The 21234-nt window shown below is 60.6% G+C and carries 22 protein-coding genes and 1 pseudogene; 16 read left to right on the top strand and 7 right to left on the bottom strand.

Features of this window, described 5'->3' with window-relative positions; genetic code table 11:
- The first annotated feature begins 138 nt into the window (after positions 1–138).
- Genes rfbB through SNL23_RS25020 form a run of 7 tightly spaced genes read left to right on the top strand, consistent with a single transcriptional unit; the run spans position 139 to position 7223 of the window.
- Entirely contained in the window at positions 139–1221 is a 1083-nt protein-coding gene (gene rfbB, locus SNL23_RS24990; protein ID WP_318303928.1) for a dTDP-glucose 4,6-dehydratase, read from the top strand.
- Positions 1218–2093, top strand: coding sequence for a glucose-1-phosphate thymidylyltransferase RfbA (gene rfbA, locus SNL23_RS24995; RefSeq protein WP_076018162.1), 876 nt, complete (start codon positions 1218–1220; stop codon positions 2091–2093). Before rfbB ends, rfbA begins: the two co-directional genes overlap by 4 nt.
- The gene (gene rfbC / locus SNL23_RS25000; RefSeq protein WP_076018163.1) at positions 2090–2635 is read left to right on the top strand and encodes a dTDP-4-dehydrorhamnose 3,5-epimerase; all 546 of its coding nucleotides are present in this window, start codon (positions 2090–2092) and stop codon (positions 2633–2635) included. Before rfbA ends, rfbC begins: the two co-directional genes overlap by 4 nt.
- On the top strand, positions 2632–3513 hold the full coding sequence (gene rfbD, locus SNL23_RS25005) for a dTDP-4-dehydrorhamnose reductase (RefSeq protein ID WP_318303930.1): 882 nt from the start codon (positions 2632–2634) through the stop codon (positions 3511–3513). The genes rfbC and rfbD overlap by 4 nt, the downstream gene beginning before the upstream one ends.
- Positions 3514–3549: 36 nt before the next feature.
- Positions 3550–5358, top strand: a complete 1809-nt coding sequence (locus SNL23_RS25010) for a sensor histidine kinase (RefSeq protein ID WP_076018165.1) — start codon at positions 3550–3552, stop codon at positions 5356–5358.
- Complete coding sequence (locus SNL23_RS25015; protein WP_076018166.1) at positions 5355–6740, top strand: sigma-54-dependent transcriptional regulator; 1386 nt, start codon at positions 5355–5357, stop codon at positions 6738–6740. The genes SNL23_RS25010 and SNL23_RS25015 overlap by 4 nt, the downstream gene beginning before the upstream one ends.
- A gap of 27 nt (positions 6741–6767) precedes the next feature.
- Entirely contained in the window at positions 6768–7223 is a 456-nt protein-coding gene (locus SNL23_RS25020; RefSeq protein WP_318303931.1) for a YiiD C-terminal domain-containing protein, read from the top strand.
- A 112-nt stretch (positions 7224–7335) separates the two neighbouring features.
- On the opposite strand, the gene cysQ is transcribed toward SNL23_RS25020, so the two are convergent.
- Positions 7336–8172: a 3'(2'),5'-bisphosphate nucleotidase CysQ gene (gene cysQ, locus SNL23_RS25025; protein ID WP_076018168.1), complete on the bottom strand. Its 837-nt coding sequence runs from the start codon at positions 8170–8172 to the stop codon at positions 7336–7338.
- A complete protein-coding gene (nudE, locus tag SNL23_RS25030) occupies positions 8169–8735 on the bottom strand; it encodes an ADP compounds hydrolase NudE (protein WP_076018169.1) in 567 nt (188 codons plus the stop codon). The genes cysQ and nudE overlap by 4 nt, the downstream gene beginning before the upstream one ends.
- Before the next feature lie 87 nt (positions 8736–8822).
- On the opposite strand from nudE, the gene yrfG reads away from it, so the two are divergent.
- A complete protein-coding gene (yrfG, locus tag SNL23_RS25035) occupies positions 8823–9485 on the top strand; it encodes a GMP/IMP nucleotidase (protein WP_010168969.1) in 663 nt (220 codons plus the stop codon).
- Here the strand turns inward: yrfG and SNL23_RS25040 are convergent.
- Positions 9484–9573, bottom strand: a pseudogene (locus SNL23_RS25040) (outer membrane lipoprotein carrier protein LolA); the annotation flags it as partial. The gene yrfG and the pseudogene SNL23_RS25040 sit on opposite strands and share 2 nt — an antisense overlap.
- A gap of 23 nt (positions 9574–9596) precedes the next feature.
- A complete protein-coding gene (gene lysM / locus SNL23_RS25045; RefSeq protein WP_167663023.1) occupies positions 9597–10037 on the bottom strand; it encodes a peptidoglycan-binding protein LysM in 441 nt (146 codons plus the stop codon).
- Between the two features lie 130 nt (positions 10038–10167).
- Here lysM and SNL23_RS25050 point away from each other — a divergent pair, with 130 nt between their 5' ends.
- The 4 genes from SNL23_RS25050 to SNL23_RS25065 all read left to right on the top strand — a co-directional run bounded on the left by SNL23_RS25050 (position 10168) and on the right by SNL23_RS25065 (position 15141).
- Positions 10168–11055, top strand: a complete 888-nt coding sequence (locus SNL23_RS25050; RefSeq protein WP_017478126.1) for a LysR family transcriptional regulator — start codon at positions 10168–10170, stop codon at positions 11053–11055.
- Positions 11056–11150: 95 nt separating this feature from the next.
- Positions 11151–11990 (top strand): formate dehydrogenase accessory sulfurtransferase FdhD, encoded by an 840-nt coding sequence (gene fdhD, locus SNL23_RS25055; protein WP_076018171.1) that lies wholly within the window; start codon positions 11151–11153, stop codon positions 11988–11990.
- The gene (locus tag SNL23_RS25060; RefSeq protein ID WP_318303932.1) at positions 11987–14335 is read left to right on the top strand and encodes an FdhF/YdeP family oxidoreductase; all 2349 of its coding nucleotides are present in this window, start codon (positions 11987–11989) and stop codon (positions 14333–14335) included. The genes fdhD and SNL23_RS25060 overlap by 4 nt, the downstream gene beginning before the upstream one ends.
- Before the next feature lie 323 nt (positions 14336–14658).
- On the top strand, positions 14659–15141 hold the full coding sequence (locus SNL23_RS25065) for a glycine zipper domain-containing protein (protein WP_008435777.1): 483 nt from the start codon (positions 14659–14661) through the stop codon (positions 15139–15141).
- A gap of 150 nt (positions 15142–15291) precedes the next feature.
- Here SNL23_RS25065 and SNL23_RS25070 read toward each other — a convergent pair whose 3' ends face one another.
- The 3 genes from SNL23_RS25070 to SNL23_RS25080 all read right to left on the bottom strand — a co-directional run bounded on the left by SNL23_RS25070 (position 15292) and on the right by SNL23_RS25080 (position 18692).
- Positions 15292–15723, bottom strand: a complete 432-nt coding sequence (locus SNL23_RS25070) for an acyl-CoA thioesterase (protein ID WP_318303933.1) — start codon at positions 15721–15723, stop codon at positions 15292–15294.
- Between the two features lie 60 nt (positions 15724–15783).
- Entirely contained in the window at positions 15784–16641 is an 858-nt protein-coding gene (locus SNL23_RS25075) for a M15 family metallopeptidase (protein ID WP_167663026.1), read from the bottom strand.
- A 113-nt stretch (positions 16642–16754) separates the two neighbouring features.
- Positions 16755–18692 carry a RecQ family ATP-dependent DNA helicase gene (locus SNL23_RS25080; RefSeq protein WP_318303934.1) on the bottom strand — a complete coding sequence of 646 codons (1938 nt, stop codon included), beginning with the start codon at positions 18690–18692 and terminating at the stop codon, positions 16755–16757.
- Positions 18693–18901: 209 nt separating this feature from the next.
- Between SNL23_RS25080 and SNL23_RS25085 the strand changes: the two genes are divergently transcribed.
- From SNL23_RS25085 to SNL23_RS25100, 4 genes are all read left to right on the top strand, one after another.
- A complete protein-coding gene (locus SNL23_RS25085; protein ID WP_076018177.1) occupies positions 18902–19072 on the top strand; it encodes a YhfG family protein in 171 nt (56 codons plus the stop codon).
- Positions 19072–19665, top strand: a complete 594-nt coding sequence (locus tag SNL23_RS25090; RefSeq protein ID WP_076018178.1) for a putative adenosine monophosphate-protein transferase Fic — start codon at positions 19072–19074, stop codon at positions 19663–19665. Before SNL23_RS25085 ends, SNL23_RS25090 begins: the two co-directional genes overlap by 1 nt.
- Before the next feature lie 205 nt (positions 19666–19870).
- Complete coding sequence (locus tag SNL23_RS25095; RefSeq protein ID WP_318303936.1) at positions 19871–20224, top strand: DUF1493 family protein; 354 nt, start codon at positions 19871–19873, stop codon at positions 20222–20224.
- A gap of 121 nt (positions 20225–20345) precedes the next feature.
- Positions 20346–21197 (top strand): DMT family transporter, encoded by an 852-nt coding sequence (locus SNL23_RS25100; protein ID WP_076018180.1) that lies wholly within the window; start codon positions 20346–20348, stop codon positions 21195–21197.
- Positions 21198–21234: the final 37 nt, after the last annotated feature.

The raw sequence follows: 21234 nt of genomic DNA on the forward strand, positions 1-21234 counted from the left end.
TGTTGACGGGGGTTATGCAACCCCTGCAAATGCGGTGTTTCGGCACGCAAATTGCCATCGCCCCTTGCACCGTCTCGCGCCACAACTCAAGCTATGCTCCATTCGCTTAATGTCCGTCTAAGGAAAAGGGCTTCCGACATGCGCATTCTCATCACCGGCGGCGCCGGATTCATCGGTTCCGCTCTGATCCGGCACCTGATTCAACACACCGAGCACGAAGTGCTCAACCTGGACAAACTGACCTATGCAGGCAACCTCGAGTCGCTGACCAGCGTCGCGAACAACAGCCGCTATGAGTTCGTCCAGGCCGACATCATCGACCAGGCCACCGTCAGCGCCGTGCTCGCGCGCTTTGAGCCAGACGCGATCATGCACCTGGCGGCCGAGTCCCATGTGGACCGTTCCATCGACGGCCCGTCGGATTTTATCCAGACAAATATCGTCGGCACCTACAGCCTGCTGGAGGCCGCCCGCGCCTATTGGCAGAAGCTGGAAGAGCCGGCCAAAAGCGCCTTCCGCTTCCACCACATTTCCACCGATGAAGTGTATGGCGACCTGCATGGCGTCGATGACCTGTTCACCGAAACCACGCCTTACGCGCCCAGCTCGCCGTACTCCGCGAGCAAGGCCGCGTCCGATCATCTGGTCCGCGCCTGGCAGCGCACGTATGGCCTGCCGGTATTGCTGACCAACTGCTCGAACAACTACGGGCCGTTCCACTTCCCCGAGAAGCTGATCCCGCTGGTGATCCTCAATGCTCTGGCCGGTAAACCGTTGCCGGTATATGGCGATGGCCTGCAAGTGCGCGACTGGTTGTTCGTCGAAGACCACGCCCGTGCGCTGTTCAAAGTGGTAACTGAAGGTGTGGTGGGCGAGACCTACAACATCGGCGGCCATAACGAGCAGAAGAATATCGACGTGGTGCGCAGCATCTGCGGCCTGTTGGAAGAGCTGGCCCCTCAGCGTCCGGCCGGCGTTGAAAAATTTACCGACCTGATCACCTTCGTCAAGGATCGTCCAGGCCACGACCAGCGCTACGCGATCGATGCCAGCAAGATCGAACGCGAACTGGGCTGGGTGCCTGAAGAAACCTTTGAAACCGGCCTGCGCAAAACCGTGCAGTGGTACCTCGATAACCTGGAATGGTGCCGCAGGGTCCAGGACGGCAGTTATCAGGGCGAACGATTGGGCAACACTGACGTTAAGGATTTGATCGCATGATGAAGGGAATCGTATTGGCCGGTGGCTCCGGCACTCGTTTGCACCCCATTACCCTGGGCGTCTCGAAACAGCTGTTGCCGGTGTATGACAAGCCGATGATCTACTACCCGATCTCGGTGCTGATGCTGGCCGGGATCAAGGACATCCTGCTGATTTCCACCCCGGTGGACTTGCCGCAATACCGCAATCTGTTGGGCGACGGCAGCCAGTTTGGCGTGCGCTTCACCTATGCAGAGCAGCCGTCCCCGGACGGTCTGGCACAGGCGTTTTTGATTGGCGAAGAGTTTATCGGTGATGATCCGGTGTGCTTGATCCTGGGCGATAACATTTTCCACGGCCAGCACTTCGGCGACCAACTGCGCACGGCTGCTGAGCGCCCATCTGGCGCCACGGTATTCGGTTATTGGGTCAAGGACCCAGAGCGTTTCGGCGTGATCGATTTCGACAGTGAGGGCCGCGCGCTTTCCATCGAGGAAAAACCCGCCAAGCCAAAGTCGAGCTACGCGGTGACCGGCCTGTACTTCTACGACAACGACGTGATCAAGATCGCCAAGGCGGTCAAGCCATCGCCGCGCGGCGAACTGGAGATCACCGACGTCAACAACGCCTACCTCCAGCGCGGCGATCTGCACGTGGAACGCTTCGGCCGTGGCTTTGCCTGGCTCGACACCGGCACCCACGACAGCCTGCTGGAAGCCTCGACGTATGTGCAAACCATCGAGCACCGCCAGGGTTTGAAAGTGGCGTGCCTCGAAGAAATCGCTTACGAGAACGGTTGGATCAACCGTGATCACTTGCTGGAGCGGGCCAAATATTTTGGCAAAACCGGCTATGGTCAATACTTGTTCACTCTCGCTGGGGAAACTAAATGAATGTGACCGCCACTGAACTGCCCGGTGTCTTGATCATCGAGCCGAAGGTTTTTGGCGATGAGCGCGGCTTTTTTTATGAGAGTTTCAACGCCCGGGCTTTCGCCCAGGCGACTGGTTTGCAACAAGAGTTCGTGCAGGACAACCACTCGCGCTCGCAAAAAGGTGTGCTGCGTGGCCTGCACTATCAGGTCGAGCACCCTCAGGGCAAACTGGTGCGTGTAACCGCTGGTGAAGTGCTGGACGTGGCGGTGGATATCCGCCGCAGCTCACCGAACTTCGGCAAATGGGCAAGCGCACGCTTGTCTGCCGAGAATAATCGCCAACTGTGGATTCCACCGGGATTTGCCCATGGTTTTGTGGTGCTCAGCGACTACGCCGAGTTCCTCTACAAAACCACGGATTACTACACGCCCTCGGCAGAACGGTGCATTCGCTGGGACGACCAGGACCTCAACATCGACTGGCAACTGACCGGCGCGCCCACCTTGTCCACCAAGGACCAGAACGGCATGAGCCTCAAAGAAGCCGACCTGTTCCCATGAGCAGCCCGTTGAAAATCCTCATCAGCGGCCAGCACGGCCAGGTCTCCCGGGAGCTGCAACAGCGCCTCCAGGGCTTGGGCGAGTTGATCGTGCTGGGTCGCGACCAGCTGGACCTGAACCACCCCGAGCAGATCCGCCAGCAAGTACGCGCCCATCGCCCCGGCCTGATCATCAATGCCGCCGCCCATACGGCGGTGGATCAAGCCGAGAGCGAGCCGGACGTGGCCTTCGCCATCAACGCCACCGCGCCCGGCGTTTTCGCTGAGGAAGCCAAGGCACTCGGCATCCCGCTGATCCACTACTCCACCGACTATGTATTCGACGGCAGCAAGGCTGCGCCCTACAACGAGGGCGACGTTACCCACCCGCTGGGCGTCTACGGCGCAAGCAAGCTGGCCGGTGAACAGGCGATCGCCGCAGTCGGCGGTGAACACCTGATTCTGCGCACCAGTTGGGTCTACTCGACCCATGGCAAAAACTTCCTCCTGACCATGCAACGCTTGCTGCAGGAAAAACCGCAGATGCGCATCGTTGCCGACCAGATCGGTGCGCCGACCTGGGCCGGGACCATCGCCAACAGCACCCGTGCCTTGATCGAACGCTGGCAAGCAGGCCAGGCCGGAGACTGGGGTGTCTATCACCTGACCGCCCAAGGCGAGACCTCGTGGTTCGGTTTTGCCCAGGCCATCGGCGAGCAACTACGGGCCAGCGGCCGTGCCTGCGCCGAGCTGGAACCGATTCCCTCCAGCGCCTATCCGACTCCGGCAAAGCGCCCGCTGAACTCGCGCCTGGATTGCAGCCGCCTGCAACAGCAGTGGCACGTCTCGCAACCGCAGTGGCACGACGCATTGCGCGAGTGTCTTGCCGAGCAGCACTAGGCATAATGCGCCTGTACCCACAGGCGCATGACTCCCATGACTCCACCCCTTCCGCGAAGACCCCGCTGGCGCAGCCTGGCGTTGCTGGCGCTGTGCCTGGCACCATTGTTGTGGCCGCTGGAGCACTTGGCCGAGCGCTATTACCGCAGCGAACTGGCCGGTCAGAACCGTCAGACGCTGGACCTGTACGTCGCCAACCTGCTGGGCACCCTGCACCGCTACGAAGTGTTGCCACAAATTCTCGGCGACCTGCCGGCCCTGCGTACCGCCATCGACGCACCCCAGGTCAGCACCAACCTGGTCAACGCCAACCACCTGCTCAAGGACGTCGCCGCTCAGGCCGGGGTGGAAGTGATGTACCTGATGGACACCACCGGCAAAACCCTCGCCGCGTCCAACTGGGACAAGCAGGACAGCTTCGTCGGGCGTAATTTTTCCTTCCGCCCGTATTTCAGCGAAGCCATGGCCGGGCGCCTGGGGCGCTTTTTCGGCCTGGGCACCACCTCGGCCAAGCGCGGCTACTTTTTCGCCGCTGCCGTGCGCGATGGCGACAGGATCATCGGCGTGCTGGTGGTAAAGGTCGACCTGGACCACACCGAAAGCTTGTGGGGCAACACGCCGGAACAACTGCTGGTGACCGACCACAACGGCGTGGTGATCCTCACCTCGCGCCCGCAATGGCGATTCCGTGCCACCCGGCCGCTGACTGACGAAGAACGCCAGGCCATCATTGCCATCCAGCCCTACCCGACCCGGGACCCGCAGCCGCTAAGCCTAAGCCCTACGGCGTGGGTGCGCCAATCCACGGACATCGCCGAAACTGGCTGGAAAGTCGAGATTCTCGCGCCCCGTACCTTGATCAGCCGCCCGGTGCGTACCGTAGTCGCTGTGGGTGGCGCAACGTTGCTGGTGCTGATGCTGCTGCTCGGCCTGATGATGCAGCGCCGTCGTCACTACCTGGAACGCATCGCCTTCGAAGCCAAGGCTCGCCGCGAGCTGGAGATGCGCGTGATCGAGCGAACCAGCGACCTGGAAGGCCTCAACCGACGCCTGAAGCAGGAAGTGCTGGAGCGCGAGCACGCACAGCAGGAATTGGTGCGGGCTCAGGATGACCTGGTGCAGGCGGGCAAGCTTTCCGCGCTGGGCACCATGTCGGCAAGCATCAGCCACGAGCTCAACCAACCGCTGGCGGCGATTCGCAGCTACGCGGAAAACGCCGAGATCCTGCTGGACCACCAACGCACCGACGACGCCCGCGGCAACCTCAAGCTGATCAGCGAGTTGACCGGGCGCATGGCCTCGATCATCGCCCACTTGCGCGCCTTCGCCCGGCGCGACCGACATGCGCCGGAAAGCGTGGCCCTGCAACCGGCCCTGGATGATGCGCTGGCGCTGCTGGCCAAGCGCAGGCGGTCCATGGAAGTCGAGTTGATCCGCGATTTGCCCGAAGCCACCTTGTGGGTCGCCGCCGGCGAAACCCGCCTGCGCCAGGTATTGGGCAACCTGCTGGCCAACGCCTTGGACGCCCTGACCGAAAAAGGCCCGCCGCGCAAACTCTGGTTGAGTGCCCAAACCACCGAACAGGGCGTCAACCTGTACATTCGCGACAACGGTCCGGGCTTCTGCATGGAAGCCCTGGGCCGCGCCAGCGAGCCCTTCTACACCACCAAGACCCGCACCCAGGGCCTGGGGTTGGGCCTGGCGATCTGCGACACCCTGATGCGCGCCTTTGGCGGTGAACTGTTGTTCGCCAACCACAAGGAAGGTGGCGCGCTGTTAACCTTGAAACTGCGCGCCGGAGCACCGGGTGTCAGTCTGCAACCGTCCGAGGACCGCAGTGTATGAGTATCGATAACCAGATTCAGGTGGTGTTGATCGACGATGATCCACACCTGCGTCAGGCCCTGTGCCAGACCCTGGACCTGGCCGGGCTGAAAGTCCTGACCCTCGGCGAAGCCCAGGGCCTGACCGCGCGCCTTTCCCGGGACTGGCCGGGGGTTGTGGTGAGCGACATCCGCATGCCCGGCATGGACGGCCTGGAACTGTTGAGGGAGCTCCACGCCCAGGACCCGGAACTGCCGGTGCTGCTGATCACCGGCCACGGCGACGTGCCACTGGCGGTGCAAGCCATGCGCACCGGCGCCTACGATTTCCTGGAAAAACCCTTCGCCAGCGACGCCCTGCTCGACAGCGTGCGCCGTGCCCTGGCCTTGCGCCGCCTGGTACTGGACAACCGCAGCCTGCGCCTGGCCCTGAGTGACCGTCAGCAATTGAGCACACGCCTGGTGGGGCACTCCCCGCAAATGCTGCGCCTGCGCGAGCAGATTGGCGCACTGGCGGCGACCAAGGCTGACGTGCTGATCCTCGGCGAGACCGGCGCCGGCAAGGAAGTGGTGGCGCGTGCGCTGCACGACCTGTCGAACCGCCGCACCGGCCCGTTTGTGGCAATCAACGCCGGCGCCTTGGCCGAGTCAGTGGTGGAAAGCGAGCTGTTCGGACATGAGCCAGGCGCCTTCACCGGCGCCCAGAAACGGCGCATCGGCAAGTTCGAATTTGCCAACGGCGGCACGCTATTTCTCGACGAAATCGAAAGCATGAGCCTGGATGTGCAGGTCAAGCTGCTACGGCTGTTGCAGGAGCGTGTGGTGGAGCGGCTGGGGGGTAATCAGCTGATCCCGCTGGATATCCGCATCATCGCCGCCACCAAGGAAGACCTGCGCCAGTCCGCCGACCAGGGCCGCTTCCGCGCCGACTTGTATTACCGCCTGAACGTCGCACCCCTGCGCATTCCGCCGCTGCGCGAACGGGGTGAGGATGCGTTGATGCTGTTCCAGCACTTTGCCGACGAAGCCAGCACCCGCCACGGGCTACCGATGAAGGAGCTGCAACCGGGGCAACGCGCATTGCTGTTGCGTCACAGCTGGCCGGGCAATGTGCGCGAGCTGCAAAACGCCGCCGAGCGTTTTGCCCTGGGCCTTGAACTGGCGCTGGACAACACCCCGGACAGCCCTTCTGCCGGCGTACTGACCAGCACACCCGGCGGCTTGAGTGAACAGGTCGAGCAGTTTGAAAAAAGCCTGATCGCCGCCGAACTGGCACGCACCCACAACTCCATGCGCAGCCTCGCCGAGGCCCTGGGCGTGCCGCGTAAAACCCTGCACGACAAACTGCGCAAGCACGGGCTGAATTTCGCCGACAGTGGCAACAGCCACGCTGACGACGAATGACCCTTTTCCACCTGCCACGAGGCCACCATGAGTCGCGATAGCCGTTACCTGGAATCGATCCTTCACCACGACATTCCCCTGACCCGGGAAATGGGCCTCAAGGTTATCGACTGGCAGGACCGGCAACTGCAACTGCGCTTGCCGCTGGACGCCAACATCAACCACAAGAGCACCATGTTTGGTGGCAGCCTTTATTGCGGCGCCGTGCTTGCGGGTTGGGGTTGGCTGCATTTGCAATTGCGTGAGGAAGGGATCGAAGACGGGCATATCGTGATTCAGGAAGGACAGATCAGTTATCCGCTGCCGGTGACCACGGATGCCACGGCGATTTGCCAGGCACCTGATGAGAAGGTGTGGAAACGATTTTTAGCGACCTACAAGCGTTATGGCCGGGCGCGCTTGGCGCTGGAGACGTGGATCGTCAATGAGGGCAGTGAAGAGCGGGCCGTAGCCTTTACCGGCCAGTACGTCCTGCACACATAACAACTGTGGGAGCGGGCTTGCTCGCGAATGCAATCTGTCAGTTGATGCATCTGGCACTGAAAGACCGCTTTCGCGAGCAAGCCCGCTCCCACATTTTTGATCGATGTTGTGTTTAAGACCGGGCCAGGGTCAGCAACCGCTCACGCCACTCCGCTTTAGCCGGCAATGCCAAAAAGAACGGGTTCAATAGCGACTCCCGCGCAGGATAGCTGAACGGCTGCCCATTCAATTCCAGCACCTCACCACCCGCCCCTTCCAGTACGCCCTGTGCCGCAGCGGTGTCCCACTGCGAGGTCGGCGCCAGACGCGGGTAGCAATCTGCGCTGCCTTCGGCCAACAGGCAAAACTTCAGCGAACTGCCGATATTCGCCAGCTTCAACTCACCCAATCCGGCGCTCAAGCCTGCGAGCAAGCGGTCCTGTTCAGGGCTCGTATGGCGACGACTGGCAACCACGGTAAACGCTTCACCCGTCGCCGGTGTCTGGCGCACCTGGATTTGCTTGGGCGCAGCACTCACATCGGAACGCCAGGCACCCAGCCCGGCACCACCGAAGTAGCACCGACCGCTGGTAGGCATCGACACCACACCAAACACCACGCGACCCTTTTCGATCAGCGCGATGTTGACGGTGAACTCCTCGCTGCCAGAGATGAATTCCTTGGTGCCATCCAGCGGGTCTACCAGCCACCAGCGCTGCCAACCGGCGCGTACGCTCTGGTCGATATCCGCGTCTTCCTCCGAGAGCACCGGAATGCTCGGGTCCAGCGCAGTCAGCCCGGCGAGGATCAGATGATGAGCCGCCAGGTCGGCGGCCGTCACCGGCGAATCATCGGTCTTGGTAGTGACGGCCACATCGGCGCGCCAATACGGCATGATCACCTCGCCGGCCTGGCGGGCCAATTCAATCACGGGGGCAATAAACGGGTGACCCAGGAAAAGTTCGCTCATGGCTGGAACGCTCCACGTTGAGTCAACAGGTCGCGCACCAGATACAGCGCCGCCAAGGCGCGGCCCTCGCTGAACTGCTCGTTCTGCGCTAACTGCGAGAGCTCCCGCAGGTTGACCCGGTCGACGCGCATCGGCTCCGGCTCGTCGCCTTCCAGGCGTTCTTCATACAGCTCGGTGGCCAGCACCACCTGGATTTTCTGGCTCATGTAGCCGGGAGACAGCGAAAGCTCGGTGATGTGCTCCAACTGGTGGGCACCAAAACCGGCTTCTTCCTTGAGCTCGCGGTCTGCTGCTGCCAACACATCCTCGCCCGGCTCAATCAAGCCCTTGGGCAACGACAGTTCATACTCATCGGTGCCGCCGCAATATTCCTCGATCAACAGCGCGTGGTCCGAGTCGATCATCGCCACGATCATGACCGCGCCATAACCGGCCCCTCTGCCCACCAAGCGCTCGTAGGTCCGCTCCACGCCATTGGAAAAGCGCAATTGCACTTCCTCCACGCGGAACAAACGGCTACTGGCGACTATTTCGCGGGCGAGGACGGTGGGTTTCTGGCGCATGAGCGGCTCCTTGGCGTGATCGGGTTACTATACCGTGGCTTTTCCGATTGTCTGTGTCGGATATCTTTTCTTACATGAGTGTTCTTTATGCCTCCACTGCCCTGGCACGCCATCGACACCGTCCTGCTGGACATGGACGGCACCTTGCTCGACCTGCACTTCGACAACCATTTCTGGATGGAGCACCTGCCCCAGCGCTATGCCGAGTTGCATGGTGTGAGCCGGGCGATGGCCGAGATGGAGTTGCAACCATTGTTCGAGCGTAACGCCGGACAGTTGCAATGGTATTGCCTGGATTTCTGGAGCGCAGAACTCAAGATCCCGGTGCGCGAACTCAAGCTGGAAACCGCGCACCTGATCGCCTTGCGCCCGGATGCCGATACTTTCCTGGCCGCGATCAAACAGGCCGGCAAGCGGGTGATCCTGATCACCAACGCCCATCGGGATTCGCTGTCGTTGAAGCTGGAACGCATCGAGTTGGCGCCTTATTTCGAGCGACTGATCAGTTCACACGACTATGGTTTCGCCAAGGAAAACCCACAGTTCTGGGACGCCCTGCACGCCGACATCGCCTTCGACCCGGCCCGCAGCCTGTTTATCGACGACACCTTGCCGATCCTGCGCAGTGCCCGGGATTTTGGCGTGGGGCACTTGCTGGCCGTGAAGGAACCGGACAGCCGGAAGGGGCCTAAGGACACGGCGGAGTTTGCGGCGGTTGGGGATTACCGGGAATTGATTGTTGGGCTGTAACTGTAGGAGCGAGCTTGCTCGCGAAGAACCCGAGAACGACGCGGGGTGTCAGGCTTCCCGCGTTATCGTTGACGACCTTCGCGAGCAAGCTCGCTCCTACATGGGTACCGCTTACACAGGAATACGCAGCGTCTGCCCTGGGTAGATTTTGTCCGGATGGGACAGCAGCGGCTTGTTGGCCTCGAAGATTTTGTTGTACTGGTTGGCGTTGCCATAGACCGCCAGCGAAATAGCGCTCAGGGTGTCGCCCTTTTTCACCACGACAAAGCGGGCCGCCGCGACAGCAGGACCGGAAACGGTGATCTGGTCATCAACACTGGCAACGCCGGCAATATTGCCCAGCGCCAGCAGTATTTTCTCTTTCTCTTCCTGGCTGGCGACTTCACCTGTCACGGTCACCTTGTCACCGTCGACGGTGGTTTGCACATTGGGGTTACCCAACCCGACCTTGGCCACGTGATCTTTTAACTGCTCGCTCGCGTTGGCATTACCCGGCGTCAACAGATCAATCAACTTCTCGCCTGCTTCCTTAACAAAGCTAAAAATACTCATGGTGCGCTCTCCTTGGGATTTAATTTCCAGATGCCAAAGACTAGACCAGTCCTACAGAATTGGGTTCCAGCCTGACCAACGACTCAAACACGCTAGAATCCCACCGCATTGGAATAAGCCCGGAGCGAAGATGGACATCAAACAGCTGAAATTCCTCATCGCCCTCGACGAAACCCGTCACTTTGGCCAGGCGGCGGCGCGCTGCCACATCACCCAGCCGACCCTGTCGATGCGCCTGCGCAGCCTGGAAGAAGAGCTACAGCTGCCGCTGGTCAATCGCGGCCAGCGTTTCGAAGGCTTTACCGCCCCCGGCGAACGCGTGCTGGCCTGGGCACGCACGGTGCTGGCCGCGTATGACGGTTTGCAGGCCGAGGCGGCGGCGTGTCGCGGCAATCTGGTGGGCACGTTGCGCCTGGGCGTGGTGCCGTTGTCGAGTTTCGATCCGCTGGCGTTGATGCAGAAGCTGCATAAGGAACACCCGAGCCTGCGCTTTGAGTTGTCAGCGCTGAGCTCCGAACAAATTCTTGAACAGCTGGCGAGCAACCGTCTGGACCTCGGCGTGTCGTACCTGGAGCGCCTGGACGCCGAGCGCTTCGACTCCCTGGCCTTGGGTGAAACCCGCATGGGCCTGCTGTACGACCAACGGTTTTTCAGCTTCGGCGACAAGCCCCTGAGCTGGGAAGCGCTGATCGAACTGCCCTTGGGCATGCTCACCAGCGGCATGCACTTTCGCCAGTCCATCGACCACAACTTCCACAGCCGCGGCCTCAACCCACAGCCGCTGTTGCAGACAGATGCCGTCCATCAATTGTTACAAGCCGTGCACGGCGGCCTGTGCTGCGCGGTAATGCCACTGGACGGCGGCCTCGACGCCCTCACCGAGCACTTGCGCCTGCAACCCATTGAAGACGCTCACACACTGGCCCGCCTGGGGCTGATCATGCGCCGCAGTGCGCCGCGTTCGGCGCTGGCAGAAGCCTGTTTTGCGCTGTACCAGAAATCGCTGCTGGAACCTTGATCGACGTCATCTATCGGTAGATCAGTACTGACGATTAGACGCGACCCTTTGTCGCGCCTAGTCTTACAGCTGAATACTTCCGGTGGTAATGCCCAATGAACGCCCAGCGCCCAGTCTGCGCGGCGCCCGCCCTCGAAACGCCCGCGCCCGCCGCCAGCCAGAGTTATCAGTTTTGTAATCTCGAACACACCGAATCGGCCAGCACCGCGCTCGCCGAGGAAGTTGCGTTGGCGATTGCCTATAACGACATCAGCCAGGCAGTGATGCTGGTGACGCCAACCGACCTTGAAGACTTTATCGTCGGCTTCAGTATCGGTAGCGGCATTATCGAAGACGTTAGCGACATTTATGACCTGAAAATCAGCGGCTCGGGTTCGACCCAATACGCTCAGGTGCAGATTTCCAGCCGCGCTTTCTGGAATATGAAGCAGCAGCGCCGGCAACTGGCGGGTACCAGCGGCTGTGGACTGTGCGGCGTGGAAGCGGTGGAACAGGCGCTGCCCAACCTCAAAGTGCTGCCCGGCGCGCCTTTGCCACCTGCCGACTGGCTGGACGGTCTGCGCCAGCGCATCAGCGCGTTCCAACCGCTGGGCCAGTACAGCGGCGCGGTGCATGCGGCAGTGTTCATGAACAATCAGGGCGAATTGCTGCTGGGCCGTGAAGACATCGGCCGGCATAACGCTCTCGACAAGCTGATCGGCGCGCTGATCCGCCAAAAGATTCCGACCGACGGCGGCCTGGCGATTGTCACCAGTCGCTGCAGCCTCGAACTGATCCAGAAAGTATTGCGCGCAGGCATCCAGACCCTGGTCAGCCTTTCGTCGCCCACCGGCCTGGCCCTGCAATGGGCCCGTCGGCACAACCTCAATCTCATCCACCTGCCGCAGAAAAGTGCGCCGCGGGTCTATAGCCCTGCGATGGAGAATCAAGCGTGAGCACTCATCATCAAGCCGACGACAAACCTACCCCGCGCTACAAGCCCTACAAAGGCCCGGCCGGTGGCTGGGGCGCACTGATCAGCGTGGCGCAAGCCTGGCTGACCAGCGACAACGCGCTGAAAAACATCCGCATGATGCTCAAGACCAACCAGAACGGCGGTTTCGACTGCCCGGGCTGCGCCTGGGGTGATTCGCCGGAAAGCGGCATGGTCAAGTTCTGCGAGAACGGCGCCAAGGCGGTCAACTGGGAAGCCACCAAGCGCCGGGTCGATGCCGCATTCTTCGCCAAGCACAGCGTCAGCGCGCTGCTGGAGCAGAGCGACTACTGGCTGGAGTATCAGGGCCGTCTGACCGAGCCAATGAGCTACGACGCCGAAACCGATCGCTACAAGCCCATCAGCTGGGAATCGGCTTTCGACTTGATCGGCAAGCACCTCAATGCGCTGCCAAACCCGGACATGGCCGAGTTCTATACCTCGGGCCGGGCCAGCAACGAAGCGGCTTACCTGTATCAACTGTTCGTGCGCGCCTACGGCACCAACAATTTCCCGGACTGCTCGAACATGTGTCACGAAGCCAGCGGCGTCGCCCTGGCGCAAAGTGTGGGCGTGGGCAAAGGCACCGTGACCTTCGATGACTTCGAACATGCGGACGCAATTTTCGTCTGGGGCCAGAACCCCGGCACCAACCACCCTCGGATGCTGGAGCCACTGCGCGAAGCGGTCAAACGCGGCGCTCAGGTGGTGTGCATCAACCCGCTGAAGGAGCGTGGCCTGGAACGCTTCCAGCACCCGCAACACCCGCTGGAAATGCTCACAAACGGTGACAAGCCGACCAACACCGCCTACTTCCGCCCGGCGCTGGGTGGCGACATGGCCATCCTGCGCGGCATGGCCAAATTCTTGCTGCTGTGGGAACGCCAGGCTCAGGCCGAAGGCAAAGAGGCCGTGTTCGACCACGACTTCCTCAACGAACACACCGCGAACGTGCTGGATTACCTGGGCAAGATCGACGACACCTCATGGGATGAAATCGTCGAGCAGTCTGGCCTGACCCTGGTGGAGATCGAGCAAGCCGCGCGCATGTATGCCAAAGGCAAGAACGTGATCATGTGCTGGGCGATGGGCATCACCCAACATCGCCACTCGGTGCCGACCATCCAGGAAATCGCCAACCTGATGCTGCTGCGCGGCAACATTGGCCGCCCAGGCGCCGGCCTGTGCCCGGTGCGCGGCCACAGCAACGTGCAGGGCGACCGCACCATGGGCATCAACGAACGGCCACCGGTGGCGTTCCTTGACTCCCTGGAGCGTCGTTTCCAGTTCCAGGTGCCGCGCGACAACGGCCACAACGTGGTGGAAGCAATTCACGCCATGCTCGAAGGCCGCTCCAAGATATTTATCGGTCTGGGTGGCAACTTCGCCCAAGCCACGCCGGACAGCCCGCGCACCTTTGAAGCCCTGCGCAATTGCGACCTGACCGTGCAGATCAGCACCAAGCTCAACCGCAGCCACCTGATGCACGGCAAGGACGCACTGATCCTGCCATGCCTGGGCCGCACCGACATCGACATCCAGGCCGAAGGCCCGCAAGCCGTGACCGTGGAAGACTCGTTCAGCATGGTCCACGCCTCCAATGGCCAGCTGCAGCCATTGTCGAAACAGATGAAATCCGAGCCTGCGATTCTGGCGGGCATTGCTGCCGCTACATTGGGCAGCAAGCCGGTGGACTGGAACTGGCTGGTGGCCGATTACGACCGCATTCGCGACCTGATTGCCGACACCATTCCCGGCTTCAAGGACTTCAACGAACGCCTGAAAAACCCGGGTGGTTTCTACCTGGGCAACTCGGCCGGCGCCCGTCGCTGGAACACCCCTTCGGGCCGCGCCAACTTCCGCCCGAACATCCTGCCCAAGGACCTGGTGCACGAACGCACTCGCAACACCGGGCAATTGCCGGACCTGATCATGCAGTCGATGCGCTCTCACGATCAGTACAACACCACGATTTATGGCCTGGACGACCGCTATCGTGGGGTCAAGGGTCAGCGGGATGTGTTGTTCGTCAACGAAGCCGACATCATCCGCCTGGGCTTCAAGCCAGGGCAGAAGGCCGACATCGTGTCGATCTGGGATGACGGGCGTGAGCGCCGCGTGAAGAGCTTTACCCTGCTGGCGTTTGATATTCCGGCGGGGCAGGCGGCGGCTTATTACCCGGAGGTGAACCCACTGGTACCGCTGGAGAGCACGGGGGATGGCAGCCATACGCCAACGTCGAAGTTTGTAGCGATTCGGCTGGAAGCGGCGAGCGCGACCGGACTGATCATGGCGAAGTCGGCCTAAGCGACACCATATTGTGGCGAGGGAGCTTGCTCCCGTTCGGGTGCGTAGCGCCCGTAGAAATTTTGGGGCCGCTGCGCAGCCCAACGGGAGCAAGCTCCCTCGCCACAGACAGCACCTGAGCTTTTTTACGGGCACAAAAAAGGCCGCTTTTGCATAAAAGCGGCCGTTCCGAAGTAAGTAAAGACTCACAAAAACAACTTAAGTTCCGTATAAAAAACAGCAACTTAGAGAATTGTATACAACCCATACCACTGGTCGGGTTTCGATTGTCACCGTCTCGATACAACCTCAGGATCGCGCCGTCATCCTCTTGAGGTTCCTCTATGAAGTTCTCCTCGATTCTCTTGTTGTCCCTTGGCCTGGTCAGTGGCGCAGCCATGGCCGGTGGCACCACCGAAGCCGGTGTGGGCGGCGCATTGGGCGGGGTTCTAGGTTCAGTCGTAGGTCAGCAGTTGGGCGGTAACACCGGTTCAGCCATCGGTGCGGCCCTCGGCGGCGCAGGCGGCAGTGCGGTCGGCGCAGACAAGCGTAGCCGCGGCGAAGCTGCCATTGGCGGCGCATTGGGCGCAGCCGGCGGCAACGTGGTGGGTCGCAGTGTCGGCGGCAGCACCGGCAGCCTGATCGGCGCAGCAGCCGGCGGTGGCGCTGGTGGCGCGCTGGGCAACTACATGGGCAACAAGAGCGATGACGATGATCGTCGTTACCGTGGGCGTGATAACCGCCGTTATGACCGCGATGATCATCGCGGGCGCGGTCATGCGTATGGGCATCGCAAGAACAAGCATCACTATCGCCACCACCGGTAATACGCATATCGAAAGAACACAGCGGATTTAATGTGGGAGCGGGCTTGCTCGCGAAGGCGGTGGATCAGTCGCTGGATGTATTGGCTGATTCACCGCCTTCGCGAGCAAGCCCGCTCCCACATTTGATCTTCATTGTTTCGCAGATAGCATTTAGGCCACCAAGCGCTGCAAGGCCTCTCGCAGCGCTGGCGGAATCGTCACCGGCTGGTTCGACGCCCGATCTACAAACACATGCACAAACCTCCCCGCCGCACAGGCCTCATCCTCCCCGGCCTTGAACACCGCCAGCTCATACTGCACTGAACTGTTGCCCAACTTGCCCACCCGCAGGCCAATCTCGATGCGGTCCGGAAAGGCAATCGAGGCGAAGTAGTCGCACGCCGAACTCACCACAAATCCCACCACCTCACCGTCATGAATATCCAACCCGCCCTGCTCGATCAGGTAGGTATTCACCGCCGTGTCGAAAAAGCTGTAGTAGGTGACGTTATTCACATGGCCATAAACGTCGTTGTCGTGCCAGCGCGTGATGATTGGCTGGAAGTGGCGGTAATCGGCGCGCAGTGGGATGGCATTGGTCATCGATAATGCCCGGGTAAGAAGAGGCTATCTTGATACTGGGTTCAAGCCCTACCCGCAAGCCTAGGTTGGGCTTTGCTCAACCGTTTCGTGGACACACCCCATACGCTTGAGAGCTTGATCCGTCTCAACCGAATGCTGCAGGCACTGGCGGTAAGCAGCGATATACGCCTCGATTGCAGCACTGGCCTGCTGCGGCGTGACCCGTGCCAGGTACTCCACGAACGAACGCCGGCCAATCTGGAAGTGCTGGTAGTCCAGTGGAAAATCCCAATAGCCGCCCCATGTCAAAAAGCCGTGCTCGGCAAACAGGTCAATCACCTCCTCTGCCCGGCCAGGACGCGCAGGCTTGCCAGGGCGAGCATCCAGGCGGTTAACGGCAGTCACAGTACTCGCCTTGGGCTCAACGGTGGCCTGCCCGGTGAATTCACCTCCCGGGCTACGCCGGAATAGCACAAACGGGTTTTGCAGCGGGTTTAGATCAATTGCAGCACCGTAGGCATGCAGCGACCACCCCAAAGCCCCACTGATCTGCCGCCCGTTAAAACCACTGGTATTGTTGCGGGCCATCGACACCTTGTCATTGCCTCGATAGGTTTCCAGTGTGACCGCCTGGTTCACCGGAAACCGGCGCTGCAGCAACTGATTGAAGATCTCCTCCACATGGGGGGCGATGACATCCAGCACCACAAGTTGCCCGTTGTTATGCAGCACTCCGTCAAAGTCCACATAGCTGAACGTGACTCGTGCGAGGCGTGCACAGGGCAGCGGGTTGGAGGTGGTGATGGTGTTGCGAAGCTGCATTCGCCGACAGTCATTGACGCTCAACGGTGTGACGGACGCCATCGTACTTTGGGCGACCAGCATCCCGACGAACAGTACGGCTCCGTGGACAACACCACGAGAAAAACCAATAGTCATGGGCAGTTCCTTTGCAGAAGAAGTGGAGCATCAAACCTTCTCACCTGCGGGCAAAGCCTAGCTGTCGGCGGCGTCTGCCAATGGGTGGGAAATCACGACCCCAGGCCCGGAAATCAGAGCGCTTCCAAACCCGCCTCTGCCCACTCACGCACCTCAGCGTAGGGATACTCCTCCAGCACAGCAAAACCTGGAATCCCTTTCGCCTTCAATTTGGTAAACAAAGGCACGCTGATCCCGCCCAGAAACCGCGTCAAACGCTCAGCACCCGGCAGGTGTCCGTTGTATTCATGATGCCTGTGGATAAATTCACCGCACAGTGCCAGGAAGTTTTTATCCACAAGCGGCGGCAAGCTCGGCGGCGCCGGCAAGTGGGCGACGTTGCCGTGGCACACCGAGCAGTGCCCGCACTGCCGGGGCGCGTTTTCATCCCCGAAGTAATGCGCCAGGCGGTAACCCAGGCACTCCTCCGTCGCGAACAGATCCAGCATGGCGTGAATCCGCGCCACTTCCGTCACCTCATGCTGCTTGAAGCCTGTGTATAACTCCGTGCTCAGTACCTGTGGATCAAAGTCGGTATTCAGCAGGGCGTAGACCTCGGTCATCTGCTTGCTTTCCATCTCGATCAGGCCCTGCTCCTGGAAATAATCCAGGGCCTTCACCACACGATTGCGCTCGGCCTGATGCTGTTGATACAGCGCGTCGAAATCCACCGTCGCCCAGGTTTTTGCCCTTTTACAGACCTGGATGATCGCCGCGACAAACTGCTGCCGCTCACCGGAAAAGCGCGCCAGTAGTGCTTCAGGTTCAATCAGATACTTGAAGCGGTATTCGGCATAAAACGCATAGCGCGGCGCGATCACACCTTTGAGTTCAAGCTGCACCAGCAACGTCTTGAGCGGTAGCTCGCGGATGTTGCTGAGGTCCGAAAGTGAGCGGAGTAGAAACTCCCATTGCCCATCACCACGAGCGGCCTGTATTTCTTCCAGGACGCGGCGAATACCTTCCTGTTCCGGCGTGTCGCCGTACACAAAGTTTTCCAGGATATTCAGGCTGTCGCGGTTGGCCAAAACCAGACAGTCAGATGGCTGCCCGTCACGCCCGGCACGGCCGATCTCCTGGCTGTAGTTCTCGATGGATTTGGGCAGGTCGAAATGCACGACGTTAGGGATATCGCTCTTGTCGATGCCCATGCCGAAGGCGATGGTAGCGACGATGCAATTGGATTGGCCGCCCATGAACCGCTTCTGAATGCCCTCGCGTTTATCGTGGGCCAAGCCCGCGTGATAAGCCTCGGCCTGGATACCGTTGCGATTCAAATGCTCGGCAATGTGTTCAGCGGTTTTCTGCAGGGTGACGTAGACGATGCTCGGCTGATTGGCCCGCTCCTTCATCCATTCCACCAGGCGTCGGCGCTTGTCCTGGCCGCTGACCGGCTCCACCAGCAGGTTGAGGTTGGAGCGGTAGAAGCCGGTGGTGATCACATCGTCCGGTGCAATGGCGAACTTGGCCTGCATGTCAGCGATCACCTTGGGCGTCGCCGTGGCTGTCAACAGCAGCGCCTGGGGGATCCGGAACTCGCGCTGGTAGTCCGGCAGCTTCAAGTAGTCCGGCCGGAAGTTATGGCCCCACTCGGAAATACAGTGGGCTTCGTCCACCACCAGCAGCGAGATCGGCACGCTTTGCAGGAAGTTGCGGAACCGCTCGTTCTTCAGACGCTCTACGGAAACCATCAGGATTTTCAGCTCGCCCGAACGCGCACGGGCCATGACGTCATTGGCGTCATCGCGGCTCTGGGACGAATCGATACTGCCTGCGCAAATGCCGTGGCGCTGCAAGAAACCCAACTGGTCCTGCATCAACGCCAACAGCGGCGACACCACCAGCGTCAGGTGCGGGAGCAAGACGGCGGAAAGTTGATAGCACAAGGACTTGCCGGAACCGGTGGGGAAAATCGCCGCCGCCGAACGGCCGGCCAGCACGGCACTGATCGCCGCCTCCTGGCCCAAACGAAACTGTGGATAACCAAAGACCTGTTGGAGGGTGTTGTGCATAAGCTGTCACTCCATTGACCGCTGAACGAGCCCAAAACATAGACCAGCGCACTCAGCGAATCGAGAAAGGTCGCAAGGAAAAAAGAGACAGGATGATACACAGCCTGGGCAATGGAGTAGGTACCAGTAGGAAACGTTCCAACCTTAAGCAGGACGCATCTCGAAACTCATTGCGCTACAATCAACGCTTGCCATAAGAGGACGCTGTAATGAGCGAACTGACGTTTGAGCAAAAGCAGGATCACTACGACAAGATCCGCCGTTCCAACTACCTGGCCAGCCTGCGCCTGGAAGGGTTCGACACCCAGCCCGCCGATGTCGACAAACCCCTGCCGACCCGCGAAGCCGTCCTCGCCAAGTACCGCAACACCCCACGCTGATGCTCGACAAATATGGCGTGGGCCAGGACCCGTACTGCTACCCCGGTAGCAGCGTCCTGCGCAACCGCCTCGATTTGTTCGACGAAGAACGCCTGCACCAGGCCGAGCGGGAACTGTCTGAAATTGCCGTAGGCAGCCTTCCGCTGTATCCCCCGCCCTACGACCTTGAACGCCTGCAACACATCCACCGCACCCTGTTCGGGGACATCTACGAATGGGCCGGGGAACTGCGTACAGTCAACATCCAGAAAGGCGACACGCTGTTCTGCACGCCGGAGCGTATTCCCCCCGAGGCGGCCAAGATCATCCACCACATGGCGCAGGCTAACTGGTTTGTCGGGGTGACGCAGGCCGAGTTGGTGACGCAAATCGCCGAAGCTTATGGCGACCTCAACGTGATCCACCCGTTTCGCGAAGGGAACGGCCGGGCGCAGCGGATTCTGTTCGAACAAATCATCGTCAATGCCGGGTTTTCAGTGAATTGGTGGCTGGTGAAGAACGCGGCGTGGATACCGGCGAATATCGATGCGGTGGCGTGTGATTATCGGGGATTGGAGGCGATTTTTGAGCGGTGTATCAGTACACCGCGCTAGTCCCTGATCGCTCCCTACGCGCGGGAACGATCTGAACGAATGTGGAGCTGGCTTGCCTGCGATAACGGTGTGTCAGACAGCACTGCTGCCGCTGACACACCGCCATCGCGGGCAAGCCCGGCTCCCAAATTTGCCCAGTTTCGTTTGAAGGATCGCGGCACCATCGATAAAGTCAGTCGCCTCCACCAACTCTCGCGTAACCACCATGAACCTGGCCCCCAACTTTCCCGAAGACCTTGCCATGCAGCAGCTCCTGCAACTGCTGCATGAAGAAATTGGCTTGCCTGAACATAAGACGCTACACCTTAAAACCGCCATCAACCTCGACCTGGGCTGCGACGGCGCCGCGGCCAATCAATTGATGGAAGCGCTGGAACAAGAATTCGCCGTCGACTTGAACGACTACGACGCTTATCGTTACTTCCAACCTCCCGTATTCGACGTCTTCCTGAAGCACAGAGCCAAAGGCCGCGGCGACAAACTTCCGCTGACCATCGGCATGCTTTACCTGGCTATCAAGGCCCAACGCTGGGACACGCAAACCCTGGAAAACCTGTAGGAGCGAGCTTGCTCGCGAAAAATCTGAGAGCGCCGCATCAAACCTGGAAGCCCGCGTTATCGTTAACGACCTTCGCGAGCAAGCTCGCCCCTACAACTAAGGACCTTACATGGACGTACTAATGGGCCTGCTGGCCGCCCTGCTTTGGGGTGGCACGGACTTCCTCGTGGGCCTCAACGCCCGAGCCGTCGGCGTCAAACGCGCGGTGTACTTCGGCCAGGCCCTGGGCTTCCTGATCATGACCCTGCTGCTGGTCATATTCCCGGCCTTCCTCGTCAAATCCCTAGCAGCACCCTTGAGTGTCTGGCTCCTGGGCGCCGCAGCAGCCCTGCTGACCGTCTCCGGCGCCCTCGCACTGTCCAAGGCCTTCGCCCTTGGGAAAGCGGCCATCGTCGCGCCTCTGGTGACGTCCTACGGCGTGGTGACTACTTTGCTGTCATGGGCCAGCGGCGAACACATCAGCCTGATCCAACTCGGCTGCATCGCCTTGTGCGTGGTCGGGGTGATCCTCTCCAGCATCCACAAGGACAACGGGGTCCCTCACAACAGCTCCACTCGCTCGATCGCCTACGCGATGCTCGCGGCACTTCTTTACGGCACCAGCTTCTGGATGCAAGGCCGCTACACGCTGCCGACACTCGGCCCGGTCACGATGCTTTGGCTTGGTTATCTAGTCGGTTTGTGTGTACTGGTGCTGATGGTGCTTAAAGTCAAAGACGGCCTGAAAATCCCACCGCTGAAAAACTGCGCAACGCTGACCGGCGCGAGCCTGATGAACCTCGGCGGGTTTTCGGCGTTCTCGTGGGGCGCAATGGCTGGGTCGGTTTCGGTAGTGACCGTGATCAGTACCTTGTCCGGCGGGATCGCCGCGATTCTGGGGTTTGTATTTTTCAAGGAACGACTGTCGGCAGTGCAAGTTACCGGTGTTGTGCTGGTGTTGGTCGGAGCCGTGGTTTTGCACCTCGTCGACTAATCCCTCGCCCACAAAAAAGCCGCCCACAAAGGGCGGC

The sequence above is a fragment of the Pseudomonas sp. SED1 genome, assembly GCF_034044025.1.
Lineage (GTDB): Bacteria > Pseudomonadota > Gammaproteobacteria > Pseudomonadales > Pseudomonadaceae > Aquipseudomonas.